Annotated in this window: 13 protein-coding genes, 1 pseudogene and 1 riboswitch; of the genes and pseudogenes, 5 read left to right on the top strand and 9 right to left on the bottom strand. The window is 75.7% G+C overall.

The genetic code is table 11. From position 1 onward, the window contains the following. Nucleotides 1-91 precede the first annotated feature (91 nt). The 3 genes from ABZ951_RS16855 to ABZ951_RS16845 form a co-directional block, all read right to left on the bottom strand. Nucleotides 92-1180: a prenyltransferase gene (locus ABZ951_RS16855; protein WP_344097388.1), complete on the bottom strand. Its 1089-nt coding sequence runs from the start codon at nucleotides 1178-1180 to the stop codon at nucleotides 92-94. After that, nucleotides 1180-1911 carry a methyltransferase domain-containing protein gene (locus ABZ951_RS16850; protein ID WP_344097385.1) on the bottom strand — a complete coding sequence of 244 codons (732 nt, stop codon included), beginning with the start codon at nucleotides 1909-1911 and terminating at the stop codon, nucleotides 1180-1182. The genes ABZ951_RS16855 and ABZ951_RS16850 overlap by 1 nt, the downstream gene beginning before the upstream one ends. Nucleotides 1912-2629: 718 nt before the next feature. Next, the gene (locus ABZ951_RS16845) at nucleotides 2630-3988 is read right to left on the bottom strand and encodes a glycosyltransferase family 4 protein (protein ID WP_344097382.1); all 1359 of its coding nucleotides are present in this window, start codon (nucleotides 3986-3988) and stop codon (nucleotides 2630-2632) included. Nucleotides 3989-4207: 219 nt separating this feature from the next. Here ABZ951_RS16845 and ABZ951_RS16840 point away from each other — a divergent pair, with 219 nt between their 5' ends. Further along, nucleotides 4208-4837 carry a TetR family transcriptional regulator gene (locus ABZ951_RS16840; protein ID WP_344097380.1) on the top strand — a complete coding sequence of 210 codons (630 nt, stop codon included), beginning with the start codon at nucleotides 4208-4210 and terminating at the stop codon, nucleotides 4835-4837. 196 nt (nucleotides 4838-5033) lie between these two features. Beyond that, on the top strand, nucleotides 5034-5645 hold the full coding sequence (locus ABZ951_RS16835) for a response regulator transcription factor (protein WP_344097378.1): 612 nt from the start codon (nucleotides 5034-5036) through the stop codon (nucleotides 5643-5645). A 16-nt stretch (nucleotides 5646-5661) separates the two neighbouring features. Here ABZ951_RS16835 and ABZ951_RS16830 read toward each other — a convergent pair whose 3' ends face one another. From ABZ951_RS16830 to ABZ951_RS16805, 6 genes are all read right to left on the bottom strand, one after another. Then, nucleotides 5662-7554, bottom strand: a complete 1893-nt coding sequence (locus tag ABZ951_RS16830) for an ABC transporter ATP-binding protein (RefSeq protein ID WP_344097376.1) — start codon at nucleotides 7552-7554, stop codon at nucleotides 5662-5664. Nucleotides 7555-7762: 208 nt separating this feature from the next. Continuing rightward, nucleotides 7763-9520: an ABC transporter ATP-binding protein gene (locus tag ABZ951_RS16825; RefSeq protein ID WP_344097374.1), complete on the bottom strand. Its 1758-nt coding sequence runs from the start codon at nucleotides 9518-9520 to the stop codon at nucleotides 7763-7765. A gap of 143 nt (nucleotides 9521-9663) precedes the next feature. Continuing rightward, on the bottom strand, nucleotides 9664-9810 hold the full coding sequence (locus ABZ951_RS16820) for a SapB/AmfS family lanthipeptide (protein ID WP_344097371.1): 147 nt from the start codon (nucleotides 9808-9810) through the stop codon (nucleotides 9664-9666). Beyond that, a complete protein-coding gene (gene lanKC, locus ABZ951_RS16815; protein WP_344097368.1) occupies nucleotides 9807-12530 on the bottom strand; it encodes a class III lanthionine synthetase LanKC in 2724 nt (907 codons plus the stop codon). The genes ABZ951_RS16820 and lanKC overlap by 4 nt, the downstream gene beginning before the upstream one ends. A 110-nt stretch (nucleotides 12531-12640) precedes the next feature. After that, nucleotides 12641-12895 carry a ferredoxin gene (locus ABZ951_RS16810; protein WP_344097366.1) on the bottom strand — a complete coding sequence of 85 codons (255 nt, stop codon included), beginning with the start codon at nucleotides 12893-12895 and terminating at the stop codon, nucleotides 12641-12643. After that, nucleotides 12895-14355, bottom strand: a complete 1461-nt coding sequence (locus ABZ951_RS16805; protein WP_344097364.1) for an aldehyde dehydrogenase — start codon at nucleotides 14353-14355, stop codon at nucleotides 12895-12897. The genes ABZ951_RS16810 and ABZ951_RS16805 overlap by 1 nt, the downstream gene beginning before the upstream one ends. Nucleotides 14356-15068: 713 nt before the next feature. Further along, nucleotides 15069-15221, top strand: a riboswitch (cobalamin riboswitch). A 106-nt stretch (nucleotides 15222-15327) separates the two neighbouring features. Between ABZ951_RS16805 and ABZ951_RS16800 the strand changes: the two genes are divergently transcribed. The 3 genes and pseudogenes from ABZ951_RS16800 to ABZ951_RS16790 form a co-directional block, all read left to right on the top strand. Beyond that, nucleotides 15328-16665 (top strand): prenyltransferase/squalene oxidase repeat-containing protein, encoded by a 1338-nt coding sequence (locus ABZ951_RS16800; protein ID WP_361280109.1) that lies wholly within the window; start codon nucleotides 15328-15330, stop codon nucleotides 16663-16665. Next, nucleotides 16662-17336 (top strand): SCO2322 family protein, encoded by a 675-nt coding sequence (locus ABZ951_RS16795; RefSeq protein ID WP_344098132.1) that lies wholly within the window; start codon nucleotides 16662-16664, stop codon nucleotides 17334-17336. The genes ABZ951_RS16800 and ABZ951_RS16795 overlap by 4 nt, the downstream gene beginning before the upstream one ends. After that, nucleotides 17333-18451 (top strand): annotated as a pseudogene (locus ABZ951_RS16790) (CbiQ family ECF transporter T component); the annotation flags it as partial. The gene ABZ951_RS16795 and the pseudogene ABZ951_RS16790, both read left to right, overlap by 4 nt. Nucleotides 18452-18812: the final 361 nt, after the last annotated feature.

Raw genomic sequence — 18812 nt, 5'->3', positions numbered from 1 at the left:
TCGCCCGCTCGGCATCGGACAGCACCACCGGCGGGATCTTCGGTCCAGGACGACTCACACCAGACCAACGACGAATCTCCGACTCAGGACACTAGCAGCAAGCCGTGTCCAGCCCGGAGGGCAACCGTTCCCCGCCGAAGACCGCCGTCGTCGCCTCGTCGCCGCCGAGCGCGGCCGCGGCCAGCAGCAGCGAACCGGCGGTCCAGGTGGTCTGCTCCTCCGGCCAGACGGCCTTGTCGTCGAAGACGTAACCGGTCCAGTACAGGCCGCCCTCGGCCCGCAGGTGCTGGATCGACTGGAGGATCTCCACGGCCCGGTCGGACTCCCCCATCACCCACAGGGCGAGGGCCAGTTCGCAGCTTTCGCCGCCGGTGACCCAGGGGTTGGGCAGGACGCAGCGCACGCCCAGGCCCGGCACCACGAAGGCGTCCCAGTGCTCCTCCATGCGCTCCTTGGCGGCGGCGCCGGTGAGCGCGCCGCCGAGGACGGGGTAGTACCAGTCCATGGAGTAGCGGTTCTTGTCGAGGAACCGCTCGGGGTGGCTGCGGATGGCGTGTCCCAGCCGGCCCACGGCCAGCTCCCAGTCGGGCTGGGGCTCCTCGCGGTGCTCGGCGATGGCCAGGGCGCAGCGCAGGGCCTGGTAGATGGAGGAGGAGCCGGTCAGCAGGGCATCGGTGACGTCGGCGCCGCCGTCCTCGGGGGCCTCCCGCTTCCAGCCGATCTGCCCGCCGGGCTGCTGTAGTTGCAGGACGAACTCGACGGCGGCGAAGACGGTCGGCCACATGCGGTCGAGGAAGGCGTCGTCGCCGGTGGAGAGGTAGTGGTGGAGGACGCCCACGGCGGGGTAGGCGACGAAGTTGGTCTCCCGGCCGCGGTCCGTGGGCCGGTCGGCGTCGCCGTCGGCGTAGGCGGCGTACCAGGAGCCGTCGCTGTTCTGGTGGTCGGCGAGCCAGCGGTAGGCGGCTTCGGCGCGGCCGTGTTCGCCGGCGACGTCCAGGGCCATGGCGGCCTCGACGTGGTCCCACGGGTCGAGGTGGTGGCCCCGGAACCAGGGTATGGCGCCGTCCTCGCGCTGGACGGCGGCTATGGCGGCGGCGGTCTCGGCGGCCTGTTCCACGGTGAGGACACCGGGCAGGACGAGGCGCTCGGCGCGGCCGGGGCGCTGGCTGTAGGTGCCCACTACGCGTCGGCTCCGGTCAGGTGCGGCTTGGTGGCGTAGGCCACGAAGCTCTTGCCGATGACGGGGTTGAGGAGCTGCTCGGCGACCCGGGTGGCTTTCGGCTTCTTCATGATGTCCCAGACCAGGAGCTTGTGGTAGGCGCGGACGGGCAGCGCCTTGTCGTTGTCGACGCCGAAGGCGCACTTGAGCCACCAGTAGGGGCTGTGGAGTCCGTGGGCGTGGTGGGTGCCGTAGGGGGCGAGGCCGGCCTCGCGCATCCGGTCGAGGAGCTCGTCGCCGCGGTAGATGCGGATGTGCCCGCCCTCGACCTCGTGGTAGGCGTCGGAGAGCGTCCAGCAGATCTTCTCCGGCCCGTAGCGGGGCACGGTGATCGCGATGCGGCCGCCGGGCTTGAGGACGCGGACCATCTCGGCGAGCACCCCCTTGTCGTCGGGGATGTGCTCCATGACCTCGGAGATGATGACGACGTCGAAGCTGGCGTCGGGGAAGGGCAGGGCGAGGGCGTCGCCCTCCATGGCGGTGGCGGTGGCACCGGCCGGGGCCTCACCGGCCTCCTTCATGGCGGCGAACCACTTGGCGACCTCGCGTATCTCCTCGCCGTTGCGGTCGAGGGCGACGACCTGCGCACCGCGCCGGTAGCACTCGAAGGCGTGCCGGCCCGCGCCGCAGCCCAGGTCCAGGACGCGGTCGCCTGCGGCGAGGGGGAAGCGGGAGAAATCGACGGTCAGCACGGGTCCTTGCTTTCGTCCGGCGGGAAAGGTCGGTGGGGGCGGCGGCTTGCGGGTGGGCCTGCGGCAGGGGCGACGGGGAACGGCTCGGCCTCCGGCCGGGGCGGCGAGGCTCCGGGACACCCCGGGTGAGGCGGCTCGGCGCTGCCCGTGCGGGGCGGCAGGAAGCGCTGTCCCTGCGGGGCGGCGGGGAGCACGCGTCCGCGGGCGCACCCCGCGCGGGACGGCACGGCACGGCAACCGGCCGGGGCGGCGAGGTTCCGGAGCGGCAAGGAGCGCTCGTCCGCCTGCGACGTGCCGCGCGGCGACCGCGGCCCGGGCACGCGTCCGCGAGCGCACCCCGCGCGGGACGGCACAGCACGGCAACCGGCCGGGGCGGTCGGAAACGGCTCGGCGCTGCCCGTGCGCGGCGGCAGGCCACGCTCGTCCGGCCGTGACGACGAAGCGCCGGCGCACCCCACGCGCGGCGGCACGTTGAGCGACAGCCGAGGGCCGGGCCCGCGGGCGCACCCCGCGCGGGACGGCACAGCACGGCAACCGGCCAGGGCGGTCGGAAGCGGCGCGGCCTCCGGCCGGGACGACAGGTCGCGCTCGTCCGGCTGCCACGCGCCGCACAACAGCCCGAACCCGGGCGCCCCTCCGCCGGCATACCCCGCACCGGGCACCACACCCCGGTCGCCCCTCGGGGCCGCACCGTGCGGGGCGCGCTCCGCCGGCCGCACTAGCCGCGTCCGCCCACCGGCCGGGCGGCCGTACGGGCGATGCGCTGGCGGGCCATCGCCTCGCGGTAGTGCTCGGCCGTGCCGATCGCGGCCTGGCGCCAGGTGAAGCGGGTCAGGACGCGCTCGCGGCCCGCGGCGCCGAGCCGCGAGCGCAGCTCCGCGTCGCCGAGGAGCCGCTTCAGGGCGGTGGCCAGGGCGGCGGCGTCGCCGGGCGGCACGGCCAGGCACGTCTCGCCGTCGGGGCCGGTGACCTCGGGGATCGCGCCGCCGGTGGTGGCCACCAGCGGGGTGCCCGTGGCCATCGCCTCCGCGGCGGGCAGGGAGAAGCCCTCGTAGAGGGAGGGCACGCAGGCGACCTGCGCGGAGCGCACCAGGTCGACGAGCTCGGCGTCGGTGATGCCCTTGACGAACTCGACGGCGTTCTCCAGGCCGTGCTTCCTGATGGCCGCGGCCACCGGCCCGTCCTCGGCCCGCTTGCCGACGACGACGAGGTGCGCCGCGGGGTCGCCGGCCCGGACAGTGGCGAGGGCCTCGACGAGGTGGACCAGGCCCTTGAGGGGAACGTCGGCGCTGGAGGTGGTGACGATCCGGCCCGGGACCTCGGGAACGGCGGGGTCCGGGGAAAAGAGGTCGGTGTCGGCGCCGATGTGGACGACGTGTATCCGGCCCGGGGACACGCCGAGGTCGTCGACGATCTCCTTGCGCGAGGAGCCGGAGACGGTCAGGACGGACGGCAGCCGGCGCGCGACCCGCTTCTGCATCCGGGTGAAGCCGTACCAGCGCCGCACAGAGGCACGCCGCTTCCAGCCGGAGGCGGCACCGAGGTCCAGGCGCCGGTCGACGGTGATGGGGTGGTGGATGGTGGTGACCAGCGGGGCGCCGAGCGCGGCGGGGCCGCCGAGGAGGCCGTAGCCGAGCGTCTGGTTGTCGTGGATGACGTCGAACCGGCCGCGGTGGGCGGCCAGATGGCGCCGGGCGCGCAGGCTGAACGTCAGCGGCTCGGGGAAGCCGCCGGTCCACATGGTGGAGACCTCCAGCGCGTCGATCCAGTCGCGGTACTCCTCGCGCGCCGGGGTGCGGAAGGGGTCCGGCTGCCGGTAGAGGTCGAGGCTGGGGAGCTCGGTGAGGGTCACGCCGTCGTCGAGGTCGAGGACGGGGTAGGGCTGGGCGCCGATCACCTCGACGCTGTGGCCGAGCCGGGCGAGTTCGCGGGAGAGGTGGCGGACGTAGACGCCCTGGCCGCCGCAGAACGGGTTGCCCTTGTACGTGAGCAGCGCGATGCGCAACGGGCGGTCGCCGCCCCCGTCCAGGAGGCTGCCGTCTTGCGCGAGTGCTGCCTCCGTGGCCTCAGCGGTCACTCCCGGCCTCCTTCTCGCTGCTGTTCCGCCGGAGCGTAACCGGTCGCGCTAATCTAGAACAAGTTTCAGACTGGGTCGTCCAGAAGCCTTGAATCTACCGGCCGGACGGGCAGCCGAGAGGACCGGAACGGGTGATTCGCGCCACGGCTCGGCCCCTGCCATGCTGTGCCGTCCGGGCCGCACCGACACCGCTGGATGGATTGCCACGGAATGGGACATATGACTACGGGATCCACGTCGGCGACCGCCCCGGCCCCGCCGCCCGCCGGCTCCCTGACCGAGCGTCAAGAGGCCCGGCGCCGCCGCATCCTGCAGGCCACCGCCGAGCTGGCCGTCCGCGGCGGTTTCGACGCGGTGCAGATGCGGGAGGTCGCGGAGTCCGCCGGCGTCGCGCTCGGCACGCTCTACCGCTACTTCCCCTCCAAGGTCCACCTGCTGGTCGCCACGATGCAGGACCAGCTCCAGCAGCTGCACGAGACGCTGCGCAAGCGCCCGCCGAGCGAGAAGGACCCGGCCGCGCGCGTGGCGCAGACGCTGATGCGCGCCTTCCGGGCGATGCAGCGCGAGCCGCACCTGGCCGACGCGATGGTGCGCGCCCTGACCTTCGCCGACCGGTCGGTGAGCGCCGAGGTCGACACCGTCTCGCGGCTCACCACGCAGATCATCCTGGACGCGATGGGGCCGGCCGGGCCGCCCACCCCCGAGCAGCTGTCGGCCGTCCGCGTCATCGAGCACACCTGGCACTCGGCGCTGATCACCTGGCTGTCGGGGCGCGCCTCGATCGCCCAGGTGAAGATCGACATCGAGACGGTCTGCCGGCTCATCACGGTCACCGCGCCACCGCGCTAGCCTGACTCCCCGCCAATTACAAGGGTTCGTCGACGGCGCATTCGAGTGAACCTGGGGCGCACGTGGCACGAATCGTGCGCCCTTGCGCCCCCCACAGGTCCGTTATCCGCGCCCGGGGCGGTGGCACCCGCCGGTATGACTGTGCAGGTGTCCCGCACAGCGCTCGCTGTCGGGAAACAGGAAGGCGGGGGAAACCGTGATCCGGGTTCTACTGGTGCACGACACCTATCTCTTGCGCGCGGCTCTGGCGGCTCTGATCGGCAGAGAGGCGGACCTGGAGGTCTCCTCGGCGCCGTGGCCGCGTGCGGTCACGGCGTCGCGGACGATGCGGCCCGACGTGTGCGTGGTGGACATGGACAGCCCCGAGGCGAGCGGCCCCCTCGGGCTGCGGGAGCTGTCCGCGCGATGTCGCACCGGCGACGGCACCACGGCGCTGCTGGCCCTGGCGACCGCCGAACGGCCGGGGCCACTGCGCCGGGCGTACGAGGAGCGGGCTTTGGGATACCTGAGCAAAAACGCTTCGCCTGATCGGCTGGTGAAGGGCATAAGGCAGGTGGCGAAGGGCGAGCGGTACATCGACGAGTCGCTCGGCTACGGCTTCCTCGAAGCCTCCGAGATCCCGCTCACCAGACGGGAGCTGGGCGTCCTCTCGCTCGCCGCCGAGGGCGCCTCCATCGGGGAGATAGCCCGCAAGCTGCACCTGTCGAACGGGACGATCCGCAACTACATGTCCGCGATCACCCGCAAGACCGGGGCCCGCAACCGGGTCGACGCCATAAGGATTTCGCAGGGCGCCGGGTGGGTGTAGGAACGGCCCCGCCCGGTCAGAGGTGTTCCGCGTGCCAGCGCCCCACCAGGTCCCGGTAGAGGGCGGAGGACGCGAGCAGTTCGCCGTGGCGCCCGCAGAGCGCGCAGGCGCCGTCCATCACCAGCACCCGGTCGGCGCGCCGCGCCGAGCTGATGCGGTGGGCGACCACGATCAGGGTGCCGGGCCGGGCGGCGAAGGCGTGCTCCGCGCGCGCCTCCGCCGCCGGGTCCAGGTGGCAGGTCGCCTCGTCCAGCAGCACCAGCGGTGCGGGCGACAGGTGGGCCCGGCCCAGGGCGATCAGCTGTCGCTCGCCCTGCGACAGGGCGGCCGGGTCGACCGTCGCGTCCAGCCCGCCCAGCCGTGCCACCAGGTCGTCCAGGCCCACGGCCGCCACCGATGCCGCGAGGGCCGCCGGAGGCGCGCCCTCCGGCCGGAAGTACAGGAGGTTCTCGCGGAGCGTCGCGGTGAACACGTACGCCTGCTGCGGGATCAGCACCCGCTGATGGGCCCGCTCCCCGGCCCGGCCGGCCGGGCCGGGCTCCGCCCGTACGGGGCGGCCGGCGACCCGCACCTCGCCCCGGTCCGGTGCGAGCAGCCCCGCGACGAGCGCCGTCAGGGTCGACTTGCCGATGCCGCTGGGCCCGACCACGACCAGGTGCTCGCCGGGCTCCACCACCAGGTCGAGGTCGTGCACGACGGGGTGCGCGCGGGGGCCGTAGGCGAAGGTCACCGAGCGCAGCTCGACACGCGGTGCGGGTGGCGCGGGTGCTGCGGCAGGTGCGGGCGGTGCGAGTGCTGCGGCCGGTGCGAGTACTGGGGCCGGTGCGGCCGGTGCGGCCGGTGCGGGTGCTGCACCCGGTGCGACCGGCGCGACCGGTGCGGGCACGATCGGGCGCGGCGGTGCGGGCGCGGGCAGGTCGTCACCGGGCGGGGAGGTGAGGCGGTCGAGGACCACCAGCAGCCGGGTGCCGGCCGCCCCGAGGGCGTTCATCAGGGTGTGCAGGGCGGGCAGCAGCGCCTGGACGAGGTAGGTGAGCGCGCCGAGCAGCTCCCCGGCGGTGAGGCCTCGGTCGAGGAGCCACGGGGCGGTGGCGAGCAGCAGCACGACCGGCAGTTGGCCGGCCACCCCGAGCGCCAGGGACCGGGCCGCCGCCCAGCCGGCGAGCGAGCGGGCCGCCCGGACCTCGGCGTCGATCAGCGGGTCCACCCGGCCGGCCGCCCGCTGCTCGGCGCCGCACGCGACCACGTCGCGCAGCCCTTCCGCGAGCGAGCCGAGCTCGGTGGACATCCGCTCGTCGGCGTCGAGGAACTCCCGCTGCCGGGCGGCCATCGGGGCCAGGGTGGCCAGGAAGAGACCGAGGCCCAGCAGGAGGGGCGGCACGACGACCAGCAGCAGGAGCGGGGCGAGGGAGGCCAGTCCGAGCAGCGCCCCGGCGGCGGTGAAGACGAACGAGCGGGCCACCAGGACGAGTCCGGCGAAGCTGTCGCGGGCCAGCTCCGTCTGGTGGGTCAGCCGGGAGACGACGGCGCTGCCGGCCTGCCCGGGGCCGGTCACCGCGTCCTGCAGCGACCTCGCCACCACGCGGCGCACCAGGCCGTCGCGGAGCGGTTCGACGAGGTCGGCGAGGCCGCGGAAGACGCCGCGCATCGCCGACCCGCCGAGGACGATCGTCACGGCGGCGAACGCGAGCCAGCCCAGCCCGACGCCGGTGCGCCCGGCGAGGAACCCGTCGTCGAGGGCGCGGGCGACGCTGTACCCGCCGAGGAAGGTCTGCGCGGACTCCACCAGGGACCAGGCACCGAGCGCGAGGAGGACGCGCTTGCGGCTGCCCAGAAACCGTTTCGCCTGCGGCAGGACGCGCCGGGCGGGCCCGGGCGGCCGACGGCCGGGCCCGCTGTCGCGGGTCATGACGGTGCCTTCGGTGCGGTGCGCTGTCGGCGTCCGCCGGAGGGGGGGTACGGGGCCCTTGCCGGGCGGGCATGCGTGGCAGCGAGGACTCGCCCGCCCCCCGGCAGCCAAACCCCCGCGTACTCGGCGCGTGGGGCTGCCCCGTGTGCCTCCTCCGCCGGGCGGGTGCTACCGGCGGCACCGGCGGCTGGGCGTGCTCCTGCCGGCCTCATCGGCGCGCCTCCCGGTCCGGGTGGGCCGCGGTGGAGGCGCCCGGCGGCAGGTCGTCGTCCTCCGGGGCGAACACCGCCCGGTAGTCCGGCAGTTCCCACAGGTCCTCGTGGCGGCCGACCGCGCGGATCCTGCCGTTCTCCAGCCAGGCGACGTGGTCGGCCCGGGCCGCCGACGACACGCGGTGGGCGATCAGCAGCCGGGTGCCCGGACTGACCTCGTGGGCCAGGGCGCGGCCCACCTGGGCCTCGGTGACGCTGTCCAGGCTCGACGTGGCGTCGTCAAGGATCAGCAGCCGGCCCGCATGGGCGAAGGCCCGTGCCAGGCCGAGGCGTTGGAGCTCGCCGCCCGACAGCGGCGCGTCGGCCAGGCGGGTGGCGTAGCCGGCCGGGAGCAGGCGGATGAAGGGGTCCGCGCCGGCCGCCCGCGCGGCGGCCTCGACGGCGGGCGCGCCGGGGGCGTACGGGCCGAAGGCGAGGGCCTCGCCGACCGTGTCGCCGAACAGGGCGGGCCGCTCGAAGGCGTACCCGATCTCCCGGCGCAGCTGGGCGGGTTCGGCCTCGGTCAGGGGCACGCCGTCGAGGAGGACCTGTCCGCGCCCGGGGTCGGCGAGACGTCCGGCGACGGCGGCCAGGACGGACTTGCCCGCGCCGGAGCGGCCGACGACGGCCGTCGTCGTGCCGCCGGGCACCACGAGGTCGACGTCGCGCAGCACTTCCGCGCCGCCGCGGGTGACGCTCACCCCGCGCAGTTCGAGCTGTCCGGGGCCGCCCGGGGGCAGGGGCCGCGTCCCGTGCAAGGCCGCCGGCAGGGCCAGGAGCCCGGCGGTCCGCCCGGCGGCGGCGCGGGCGCGGACCAGGGCGTTGAGCTGTCCCACGACGGAGCCGACGCCGGCGGCGAGGGCCGCGTAGCGGGTGGCGGCCAGCAGCTCGCCGACGCTGAGGCCGCCCGCGGCGAGGCGGATCCCGCCGGCGGCGAGGACGGCCGTCTGGAGCAGGGGCACCAGGATGCCGCCCTGGACGACGGCCCGCCCGTAGACCTGCCACATGCGGCGCCCCTGGGCGCTCAGTTCGGGCAGGAGCGCGAGGATGCGGTCGCGTTCGCGCCCGGCGGTGCCGGCGGCGGCGACGGTGCGGGCGCCGCCGAGGGCCTCGACGAGCCGGCCGGCGATCTCGCCCTGGACGCGCTGGTAGGCGGCGACGCTGTCGGAGGAACTGCGGGCGAAGGCGCGCAGGAGCAGGAACAGGGCGGGGGCCCCGGCGAGGAAGACGGCGGCGAGCCAGAGGTCGAGGAAGGCGAGCGCCGTCAGGCCGCCGAGCGGGGTGAGGAGGGCGGCGAGGGAGGTGGCGGCGGTCGCCGGGGCGGTGCCGGCCTCGGCCGCGTTGCCGGACAGCCGCGTCACCACGTCGCCGGAGGTGAGGCCGTGCCGCGGCCCGGCGGCCAGCAGGTGCGCGGTGCCGCGGCGGCGCAGCCAGGCGGTGCCGCGGGCGCCCGCCGTGCCGGTGGCGTAGGCCACCAAGGCGTCGAAGAGGACCTCGGCGCCGATGAGGACGGCGCACAGGACCGTCCACGCGTACAGGCCGCCGGCGCGGTCGAGGATCCGGTCCAGGGTGTGCCCGAGGACGGCGGGCAGGGCGACGGCGCAGCCCGCGGCAGCCGTGCTGAGCAGGCAGATCGCCGTGGTGCGGCCCGCGGTGCGGCGGGCGGTGGCCAGCAGCAGCCGGTCGGCGTCCGGGGGGTGCGGGGTCGTGGCCATCGCGGCGGGGTCCTCGATCCGTGGGCGCGGCCGGGGTGTGGACCGGTCCCGGGCAGTGGGACGTGCCCGGGACCGGTTCGACCGTGTACGGCGCTTACGTCACGGCCTGGGCGTGGCGGCCGTGGGCCGCCGGACGTCCGTGATCAGTTGCAGGTGACGACCGACAGGCTGCTGTCACCGCAGAGCAGCAGGCTGGCGCGGCTGCCGCCGCCACCGCCGCCGCCGGTGCCCAGCTCGCCGGTGACCTCGGCCTTGGGGGTCTCCATCGTCTGCAGGTCGAGAAGGGTCATGACGTGTTCCTCTCACTCGTGGGGACGGGTTGTGCCACGGCCCGGACGGGCCGGCTCTGGGGCCGCCGGAGCGGCGGGAGGAAGGGCAGGTGCACGGGTGTGGTGTGCAGGGCGCTGCCCAGGGCGAGGAGGCAGCCGGCGGTGCCGGTGCTGAGGTCCATCGACAGGCGCATCATCTGCTCGCCGGGGAAGGCGAGGTGGCCCTGGTAGGGGACGGCGTGCCAGGCGAGGGCGTCGATCTGACGGCGCAGCTCGGCCGGGTGGGTGCCGGGTCCGCCGGCCGTGGTGCGGCTCAGGTAGAGGACCATGCCGGCGGCGCCGCGGAAGAGGCCGGGCTGGGCGTAGAACTTGCCCTGGGTGGCCCGGACGATCCGGCCCCGGGCCTGCTCGAACTCCTCGGTGCCGGGGCGGTGGGCGAGGTGGTCGTCGAGGACCATGCCGATGCCGACGCTGCCGGCGCCGAGGTAGGGCATGGTGCGCCAGCCCTCGTCGACCTGGAGGACGTCGCCCACGCCGACCACGCAGCGGGCGAGGTCGCGGCGGAGGGCGTCGGCGGCCCGGTCGAGGAGTTCGGGTGCGTGGGTGCGCTCGTACAGGCGCAGGAGGAGGAGGGCGGTGCCGGTGGCGCCGTGGAGCAGTCCGGCGCGGGGCCGGGCGCGGTCCGTGGCGGTCGGGTCGCCGGCCTCGTCCTGGGCGAGCTTGTCCAGGGCGAGCTGGGCGCAGCGCAGGGCCGCGTCGTGCAGGGCGCTCTCGCCGGTGGTGACGGCCAGGGAGTCGAGGGCGAGACCGATGCCGGCGAGGCCGCTGTGCAGGTCGGGGGCGATGTGCTCCCAGTTCTGGGCGGTGATGGTCTCGGCGAGTTCCAGGGCGCGGGTGCGGTGGCCGAGGGAGTCCAGGACCCAGGCGATGCCGGCGAGCCCGTCGTAGAAGCCGAGCGGGGTGCCGGAGGCGGGGCTCTTGGTGTGGCGCAGCAGCCATTCCTCGCCCTCGGCGCAGTGGGCGCGGCCGCCCGTGGCGGCGAGGGCGTGGAGCACCCCGGCCGTGCCGTAGCCGAAGCAGGCGCCGCCGCCGGGGCCGGCGAACTGGGCGATGTCGCCGGGGAAGAAGCGGTCCTCGCGGTGCGGGGTCGCGGCGGCGAGGAGGGCCGCGGTCAGGGAGTCCCGGCTGCGCGGCCAGTCCGCGAGGTCGACGGGCAGGTACCTGTCAGCCGAACCGGTGGGTGCGGGTGCGGTCCCCGGCGCGCCCCCCGCGCCCCCCGCACCCACCGCGCCACGGGCCGCGACCCCCCGCCCCTGCGGCCCGTGGACGATTTCCGTGACCGCTTCGTCGAAGTAGCCGGGCGGCACCGGGAACTGGTCCGCGGCGATCTCCGCCAGGTGGGCCGCCTTCTGCCGGTCGACGGCGAACAGGCTGGTCAGCGGCAGGAAGAGGGCGATGCGCAGACAGGCCAGGGCGTAGCGGTCGACGTCGAAGCCGGTGCGGTCGGGCGGGGCGACGAAGCCGGGGTTGGCGATGGTCTGGCGGCGGCCCTCGTCGATGTGCGCGGCGGCCTCGAAGTCGAGGAGGACGACGGACCGCTCGTCCTCGGCGACCATGATGTTGAACAGGTGCAGGTCGTTGAAGACGACGCCGCGGGCGTGGACGGCGTCGACGGCCTCCTCGACGAGGCGGTACAGCCGCGTCGCCCACTCGGTGTACGCGGCGAGGCGCTCGGGTCCCGGGTCCGGGTCGACGAGGGGGTGGTGCCGGGCGAAGAAGGTGTTCAGCGGGCGGCCTTCGACGAACTCCAGCACCAGGAAGTGGTGGTCGCCGAGGGTGATGTAGTCGTGCACCTCGGGGGTGTACGGCAGCCCCGACAGCCGTTCGAGGGCGTCTCGTTCGCGCTGGAGGCGGGTTACCGCGTCGGCGCCGTCGGCGGCCAGGCCCGCGTGCGGGCGGCCTTCCTTGAGGACGACCTGCCGGTCCGTGCGCAGATCGGTGCCGACGTACACGCCGCCGCCGTTGGAGAAGTGCAGGGCCCGGTCGATGCGGTACGGGATGCCGCTGACCTTCGTCGCCGAGCGGGCGGCGAGGTGCGGGGCGAGGAAGCCGGGCGGGGTCAGCCAGGGCGGGACGTGGAAGGCGGGGTCGCGGCGGTCGGGGACGAGCACCCCGTCGGCGTTCTCGACGGCCGGGCACAGCTCGCCCTTGTCGTCGTAGCAGTGCCGCAGGGTGAAGCTGCCGTAGCGCACGTACACCGGCCCGTCGCCCCAGCGCAGGTCGGTGAGGATGTACGGGCCCTGCTCCCCGGCCAGGAGTGCGGCGAGGTCCTCGGCGACGGCGCGGCACTGCTCGTCGTCGCCGGGGTAGACGGTGATGAACTTCCCGCTGCCGCCCCGGTCGGCGTACTTGGCGTTGCGGGTGTGCAGGAGATAGGGGCTCGGGACGCACTTGAAGGCGACGCGCCGGGGCTCGCAGTAGTCGCGGACGGCGGCGAGGATCCGTTCGGCGTTGTCCAGGCAGGCCGAGACGTGGATCTTCCAGCCCTGGTCGGGCAGTGCGGCGTCGAGGGGGCGGAAGGCCAGCCAGTCGCCGGTCCGGTGACGCTGCCAGCCGGCGGGTGCCGGGCGGCGGGCCGACGGGTAGAGGGCGGTCGGGCCGTCGCCGTCGGACGGCAGCCGGTGCGGGGCGTCGTAGAACTGCCGGTCCGCGTCGCAGTAGACGGCGTACCCCTTGTTCATCGCTCCCCCTCGGCCGGTGACGACATGAAGGTTCCATGCCGCCGCCGGGAGGGGACAGTCACAACTGCCATGAACCCGCTATGAGGAACGCACGAGTAACAACCGGTCGGCTACCGCGGGTGGGGCTCGTCGGGCTCGTCGGGTGGGAAGATCGCGGCGCCGCTGTCGAGGGCACGGACGGTGATGGCCTCGACGGGGCAGCTCTCCGCGGCGGCGAGCACGGCCCCGGACGCCTCGGCCTCCGGGTCGGTCGGGTGGGACTGCCGGGCGGTGTCGAGCCGGAACGCCCCGGGAGCGGTGCCCGCGCAGAGTCCGGAGCCGACGCACACGCCCCGGTCGACCTCCACCCGCCAGCGCTCGCCCATCAGCGCTCCCCGTGCCCGGCGGGCAGGTGGATCATCTTGTGTTCCTGGTACTCGGCGAAGCCCTCGGGCCCGAACTCCCGGCCGAGGCCGGAGTTCTTGTAGCCGCCGAAGGGGCCGAGCATGTCGAGGCTGAAGGTGTTCACGCTGTACGTGCCGGTGCGCACCCGGCGCGCGATGTCGATGCCGTGCTCGACGTCGGCCGTCCAGACGCTGCCGGAGAGCCCGTAGTCGGAGTCGTCGGCGATGCGGACGGCTTCCTCCTCGTCGTCGTAGGGCAGCAGGCAGATGACGGGGCCGAAGATCTCCTCGCGGGCGATGCGCATGGTGTTGGTGACCTCGCCGAAGAGGGTGGGCTCCACGTACCACCCCGTCTCCCGCCCGGCCGGCCTACCGCCGCCGGCCAGCACCTTCGCCCCCTCGCGCTGCCCGAGCGCGATGTACTCCAGCGACCGGCGCCGCTGGCGCTCGGCGACGAGCGGGCCGACCTGGGTGGCGGGGTCGAGGGGGTCGCCGACGACGAGGGCGGCGGCGGCCGCGGCGAACCGCTCGGCCAGCTCGCCGTAGTGGGCACGCGGGGCGAGGATGCGGGTCTGGGCGACGCATGCCTGCCCGTTGTTCATCCAGGCGCTGGGCACGATGCCGGCGACGGCCGCGTCGAGGTCGGCGTCCGGCAGGACGATCGCCGCGGACTTGCCGCCCAGCTCCAGGGTGACGCGGGTGAGGTGGCGGGCGGCGACCTCCATGACGCGCCGGCCCGCGGCGACGGAGCCGGTGAAGGAGACCTTGTCGACGCCGGGGTGGCCGACGAGGTACTCGCTGACCTCCCGGCCGGCGGGCAGGATCGAGAGCACCCCCGCCGGCAGCCCGGCCTCCGCGGCGATCTCGGCGAGCAGGTAAGCGTCCAGCGGCGTCTCCGGCGCGGGCTTGAGCACCACCGAGCAGCCGGCCAGCAGGGCGGGGGCGAGCTTGGCGGCCGCGACGAACTGCGGCACGTTCCACGGCGCGACGGCCGCCACCACGCCGACGGGCTCGCGCCGCACGAGCAGCGGTCCGAGGACCCCGGCCCGCCGCTCCTCGAAGGGGATGCCGCGCGCGACGGCGACGGCACTGTCCCAGACCATCATCGCGCCGAGCGCCTGGGCGAGGACGCTCCAGGAGTAGGGGGAGCCGTTCTGGGCGGAGATGACCTCGGCGATCTCCTCGTGGCGGGCGGCGATACCGTCCTTGATCCGAGTGACGACCTCGATCCGCTCGGCGAGGGGCCGCTCGGCCCAGACGCCGGAGTCGAAGGAGGTGCGGGCGGCGGCGACGGCCCGGTCGACGTCCTCGCGGCAGGCGTGCGGGACGCGCCCGATGACGGCCTCGGTGTGCGGGGAGACGACGTCGATGGTGTCCCGCCCGGCGGGCTCGGTGAACGCGCCGCCGATGAAGAGCTGCCCGTACTCGATGAGTTCAGCCATGACTCGCCGCCTTCCGGCTCCGCCGCGGGTGCGCCACATCTGACGCTGCATCAGAACTGGTACCAGTTCCCGTGGCCGGGGGCAATGGGGGGCGGCGGGCGGGGGCGCGGAGCGCACGGCCGTGCGGGAGTGGGCCGGGCGGCCGCGGCCGGCCGACGCCCGGGCCCTTGGCCACCGGCCCGGACGCCATGGGGCGGGAGCGGCCACCGCCGGCCCGGCGCGTCTCGACGGCGCCGGGGCGGACGTCCCACGACCCGCAGCACCGGCCCACGGCCGCCCGCCTCGCACGCGCCGGGCCCGGCCGGAACGGGCACCCGACCGCGGCCGGCAGACGCCCGCGCTTCGACCGCGACGATCACCCTCACCGGTCACGACAGGCACCCGCCGCCGGCCGACGCGCACGGTCGTGTCGGGGCAGCGCCCGTGACGCCCCATCGCCCGCCCGGCCCGGCACCACTCGCCGGGCGCGACAGGGCCCGGGCCACCCGGGCCGAACGGGCAGTTGACCGCGGCCGACGGGCGCACGGGCCCGCGCCCTGGCCGCCGGGGCCGGGTGACGCGGGGCGGGGGCGGGTGCCCCCGGCCGGGCACCCGCCGCCGGACCGCGCGGCCGAGGCGGCCCCGTCCCGTGAGGCCCCCGCCGGACAGAGCGGCCCCGCCGGAGGCCGAAGCCCCCCCTCATACCGTCGCAATCGTGGCGGTATGAGCCACCCATAAGCCGCCGGTTAAAGTGTCCGTGACAACTTCATCCCGCCTCGGAACGGGGAAAGCCGGTGGGAATCCGGCGCTGACCCGCAACCGTGACGACGGCCGCGCCCGTGCGGACCGTACGAGCCGGACCACCCGCGCCCTGGCGGCAAGGCTTTCCGGAGCCGGTCGCGCCGCCCCTCGGCGGTGCCCGGCCCCACGGCACCGTCGAGGTATACGGAGCCGGGCCCGGTGCCACCGCGCGGAACGCGCGGAGGGGCGGCCGTGCGCGGTGGCACAGTCCGTACCCGTCCGCCCGCCGACCCCCGCAGCGACCCACCGAGAGGCACCGACCCCATGGCCCCCTCCCTCGCCGTCCACGCGCGCCGCGGCGCCGTGGCCCTGGCCACCGCCGCCGTCCTGAGCACGGCCATGGCGCCCGCCGCGTTCGCCGACGCCTCCCCGTCGCCGGCCGCCCCCGGCCTGTACGGCACCGAGGACCCCAAGTTCGACGGCGTCTTCCGGCAGTCCCTGACCTTCGTGGCGCAGAGCGCCGTCGGCGTCTCCCCCGCCAAGGAGGCCGTCGACTGGCTCACCGGCCAGCAGTGCGCGGACGGCGGTTTCCCCGGCTTCCGGGCCGACCCCGCCAAGGCGTGCGACACCCAGAAGGAGTTCACCGACCAGACCGCCGCGGCCGTCCAGGGCCTCGCGGCGGCCGGCGGCCGGTCCGAGCAGGTGACGAAGGGCCTCGACTGGCTCAAGGCGCACCAGAACGACGACGGCGGCTGGGGCTACCAGCCCGGCAGCCCCAGCGACGCGAACTCCACCTCCATCGCCCTCGGCGCGTTCGCCGCCACCGGGCAGGACCCGGCCAAGGTCGCCGCGAAGGGCGGCAAGGACCCGGTGGCCACGCTGCTGACGTTCCAGCTCGGCTGCGACGCGAAGGAAGGGGAGCGCGGCGGTTTCTCCTTCCTGAAGGACGACAAGAGCGGGCTGCGCGCCGACAACCTCGCCAGCGCCGCCGCGGGCCTGGCCACGCGCGGCAAGGGCTTCCTCGTCGAGCCGCCGAAGAAGGGCGCGGACCAGCCCCTGAAGCCGCTGGACTGCGCTGCCGACGACAAGGCGAAGCCGAAGGACGCCGCCGCGGCGGCCGAGGCCGTCGACGGGTACCTCTCCGAGGCGCTCGCCAAGAACGGCGGCTACCTCGTGCCGTCCATGCCCGGCGCCCCGGCCAAGCCCGACCAGGGCAACACCGCCGACGCCGTCGTCGCCCTCGCCGCGGGCGGCCACCGCGAGGCCGCCGAGAAGCCGCTGACGTGGCTGCGGTCCAAGGAGAGCGGCACCGCCGACTGGGCGAAGAACCACCCCGGCCGCGTCGCCAAGCTCATCCTCGCCGCCCACGCCACCGGCGCCGACCCGCGCGACTTCGCCGGCACCGACCTGGTCGCCCAGCTGAACGCGATGGGCCCGAAGCCGGAGTCCGCCTCCTCGGCGGAGCAGAAGGACGAGGAGAAGAAGGACGACGACAAGGGCGTCAGCGTCTGGTGGATCGTCGGCGTCTTCTTCGTCGCCAGCATCGGCGCCGGCTTCCTGATCAGCGGCCGGAAGAAGAAGCAGCTGTGACGGTCCGCCGCGGCGCGCGCGCCCTCGGGGCGCTGCTCCTCGCCGGGGTCCTCGCCGGGCTGGGCGCGGCCCCCGCGCAGGCGGCCGGGTACCGGTACTGGTCGTTCTGGGACGCCACCGGCAGCGGCTGGGCGTACGCCACGCAGGGCCCGTCCACGGCGCGGCCCGGCGACGGGGACACCGTCGGCTTCCGGTTCGCCGTCAGCGAGGACTCCCGGGACGCCGCGAAGCCGCGCGCCGCGGCGGACTTCGGCGCGGTGTGCGCCGGCACCCCCGCCGAGGACGGCCGCAAGCGGATCGCGGTCGTCCTGGACTTCGGCACGGCCGCCGACGCCCCCGAGGGTGAGACCCCGCCCGCGCCCCGCACGGCATGCGCGCGGGTCGGCGGCGACGCGAGCGCAGCGGAGGCGCTCGCGGCCGTCGCGAAGCCCCTGCGGTACGACTCCGCCGCGCTGCTGTGCGCCATCGCCGGCTACCCGAAGTCGGGCTGCGGCGAGCAGGTCGCCGGGAAGAAGAGCGGGCAGACCGCCTCCGCCGGGGACGGCGGCAAGGACGAACGGAAGGACGACGGCGGTGACGGCGTGCCCTCGGCCGGTCTGATCGGCGGTGTCGCCGCCGTGGTCGCCCTCGGTGCCGCCGCCGCGTGGCAGGCGCGCCGCCGCCGCGGATGAGCGACAGGAACCCGCCGCCGCGCCCCGGCGGCCCGAGCACCGCGCCCGTCACCGCGCGGGCGTCCGCGCTGCACGCGGGCGCCTGGTGGGTGTGGGCGCTGGGGCTGGCCACCGCCGCGTCGCGCACCACCAACCCGCTGCTGCTGGGGCTGCTGGTCGGCGTGGCCGGATACGTCGTGGCGGCCCGGCGCACGGACGCGCCGTGGGCGCGCTCCTACGGGGCGTTCCTCAAGCTCGGACTGGCCGTGATCACCATCAGGCTCGTCTTCGCGGTCGTGCTCGGGTCGCCGATCCCGGGCACCCACACCCTGGTCACCCTGCCGGAGGTGCCGCTGCCCGACTGGGCGAAGGGGGTGCGCCTGGGCGGCCGGGTGACGGCCGAGGGGCTGCTCTTCGCCCTGTACGACGGGCTGAAGCTGGCCGCGCTGCTGATCTGCGTCGGCGCGGCGAACGCCCTCGCCAACCCGGCCCGGCTGCTGAAGTCCCTGCCGGGCGCCCTGTACGAGGCGGGCGTGGCGATCGTCGTCGCGATGACGTTCGCGCCGAACCTCGTCGCGGACGTCCAGCGGCTGCGCGCCGCGCGGCGGCTGCGCGGCCGCTCCGACCGGGGCCTGAAGGCCCTGCTCCAGGTGGGGCTGCCGGTCCTGGAGGGGGCGCTGGAGCGGTCCGTGGCGCTGGCGGCGGCCATGGACGCGCGCGGGTACGGCCGGACCGCGCAGGTGCCGCCCGCCGTGCGGCACACCACGACGGCGCTGACGCTCGGCGGGCTGCTGGGCGTCTGCGCGGGAACGTACGGCCTGCTGGCCGACGAGGGCGCGGGCTACGGCCTGACGGTCCTGGCCGGCGGGCTCGCCGCCGCGCTCGCGGGCCTGTGGCTGGGCGGCCGCCGCTCGGTCCGCACCCGCTACCGCCCGGACCGCTGGGACGCCCGGGCCTGGCTCGTCTCGGCCTCGGGCGTGGCGGTGGCGGCCCTGATGATCTGGGCGAACTCCTACGCGCCGGCGGCCCTGCACCCCCCGGCGGTCCCGCTGACGGCACCGGACCTGCCGCTGTGGCCGGCGGCGTCCCTCCTGCTGGGCCTGGTCCCGGCCTTCGCGTCCCCGGCCCCACCGCGGCCCGGCGGGCGGCCGGCCCCGACGACGCCCCGCCGAACGGGCCCCGCCCTCACCCCGGACGACCGAGGGAGCGCTCCCACGGCCTCCACCAGCCCGACCCCGACAGCCGTGTCGCACCACGGCACGGGGACAGGACCCACCCGCACCCCGGGTGACCAAGGGGCGCCCACGGCCTTCACGAGCCCCGCCCCGCCGGCACCCGACGAGCAGCCGACCCCCACAGCGGAACCCCGCCACAGCACAGGAACGGGCCCCGCCCTCGCCCCCGGTGACCGACGGAGCACACCCACCGCCCCCACCAGCCCCGCCCCGCCGGCGCCCGGTGGGGCGCCGGCCCCGGCAACGGAACCCCGCCGCAGTA

Origin of the sequence: Streptomyces sp. NPDC046215, assembly GCF_040646215.1 — a bacterium.
GTDB classification, from domain to species: Bacteria; Actinomycetota; Actinomycetes; order Streptomycetales; family Streptomycetaceae; genus Streptomyces; species Streptomyces stramineus.
The sequence above is the reverse complement of the archived record's forward strand: the minus strand, read 5'-3'. Positions and strand labels throughout refer to the sequence as shown.

Excerpts from the sequence above, each read along its gene's own strand:
- ABZ951_RS16840 (WP_344097380.1), top strand. The coding sequence starts at position 4,208 with ATGACTACGGGATCCACGTCGGCGACCGCCCCGGCCCCGCCGCCCGCC.
- ABZ951_RS16830 (WP_344097376.1), bottom strand. The coding sequence starts at position 7,554 with ATGACCCGCGACAGCGGGCCCGGCCGTCGGCCGCCCGGGCCCGCCCGG.
- ABZ951_RS16825 (WP_344097374.1), bottom strand. The coding sequence starts at position 9,520 with ATGGCCACGACCCCGCACCCCCCGGACGCCGACCGGCTGCTGCTGGCC.
- ABZ951_RS16820 (WP_344097371.1), bottom strand. The coding sequence starts at position 9,810 with ATGACCCTTCTCGACCTGCAGACGATGGAGACCCCCAAGGCCGAGGTC.
- lanKC (WP_344097368.1), bottom strand. The coding sequence starts at position 12,530 with ATGAACAAGGGGTACGCCGTCTACTGCGACGCGGACCGGCAGTTCTAC.
- ABZ951_RS16810 (WP_344097366.1), bottom strand. The coding sequence starts at position 12,895 with ATGGGCGAGCGCTGGCGGGTGGAGGTCGACCGGGGCGTGTGCGTCGGC.
- ABZ951_RS16805 (WP_344097364.1), bottom strand. The coding sequence starts at position 14,355 with ATGGCTGAACTCATCGAGTACGGGCAGCTCTTCATCGGCGGCGCGTTC.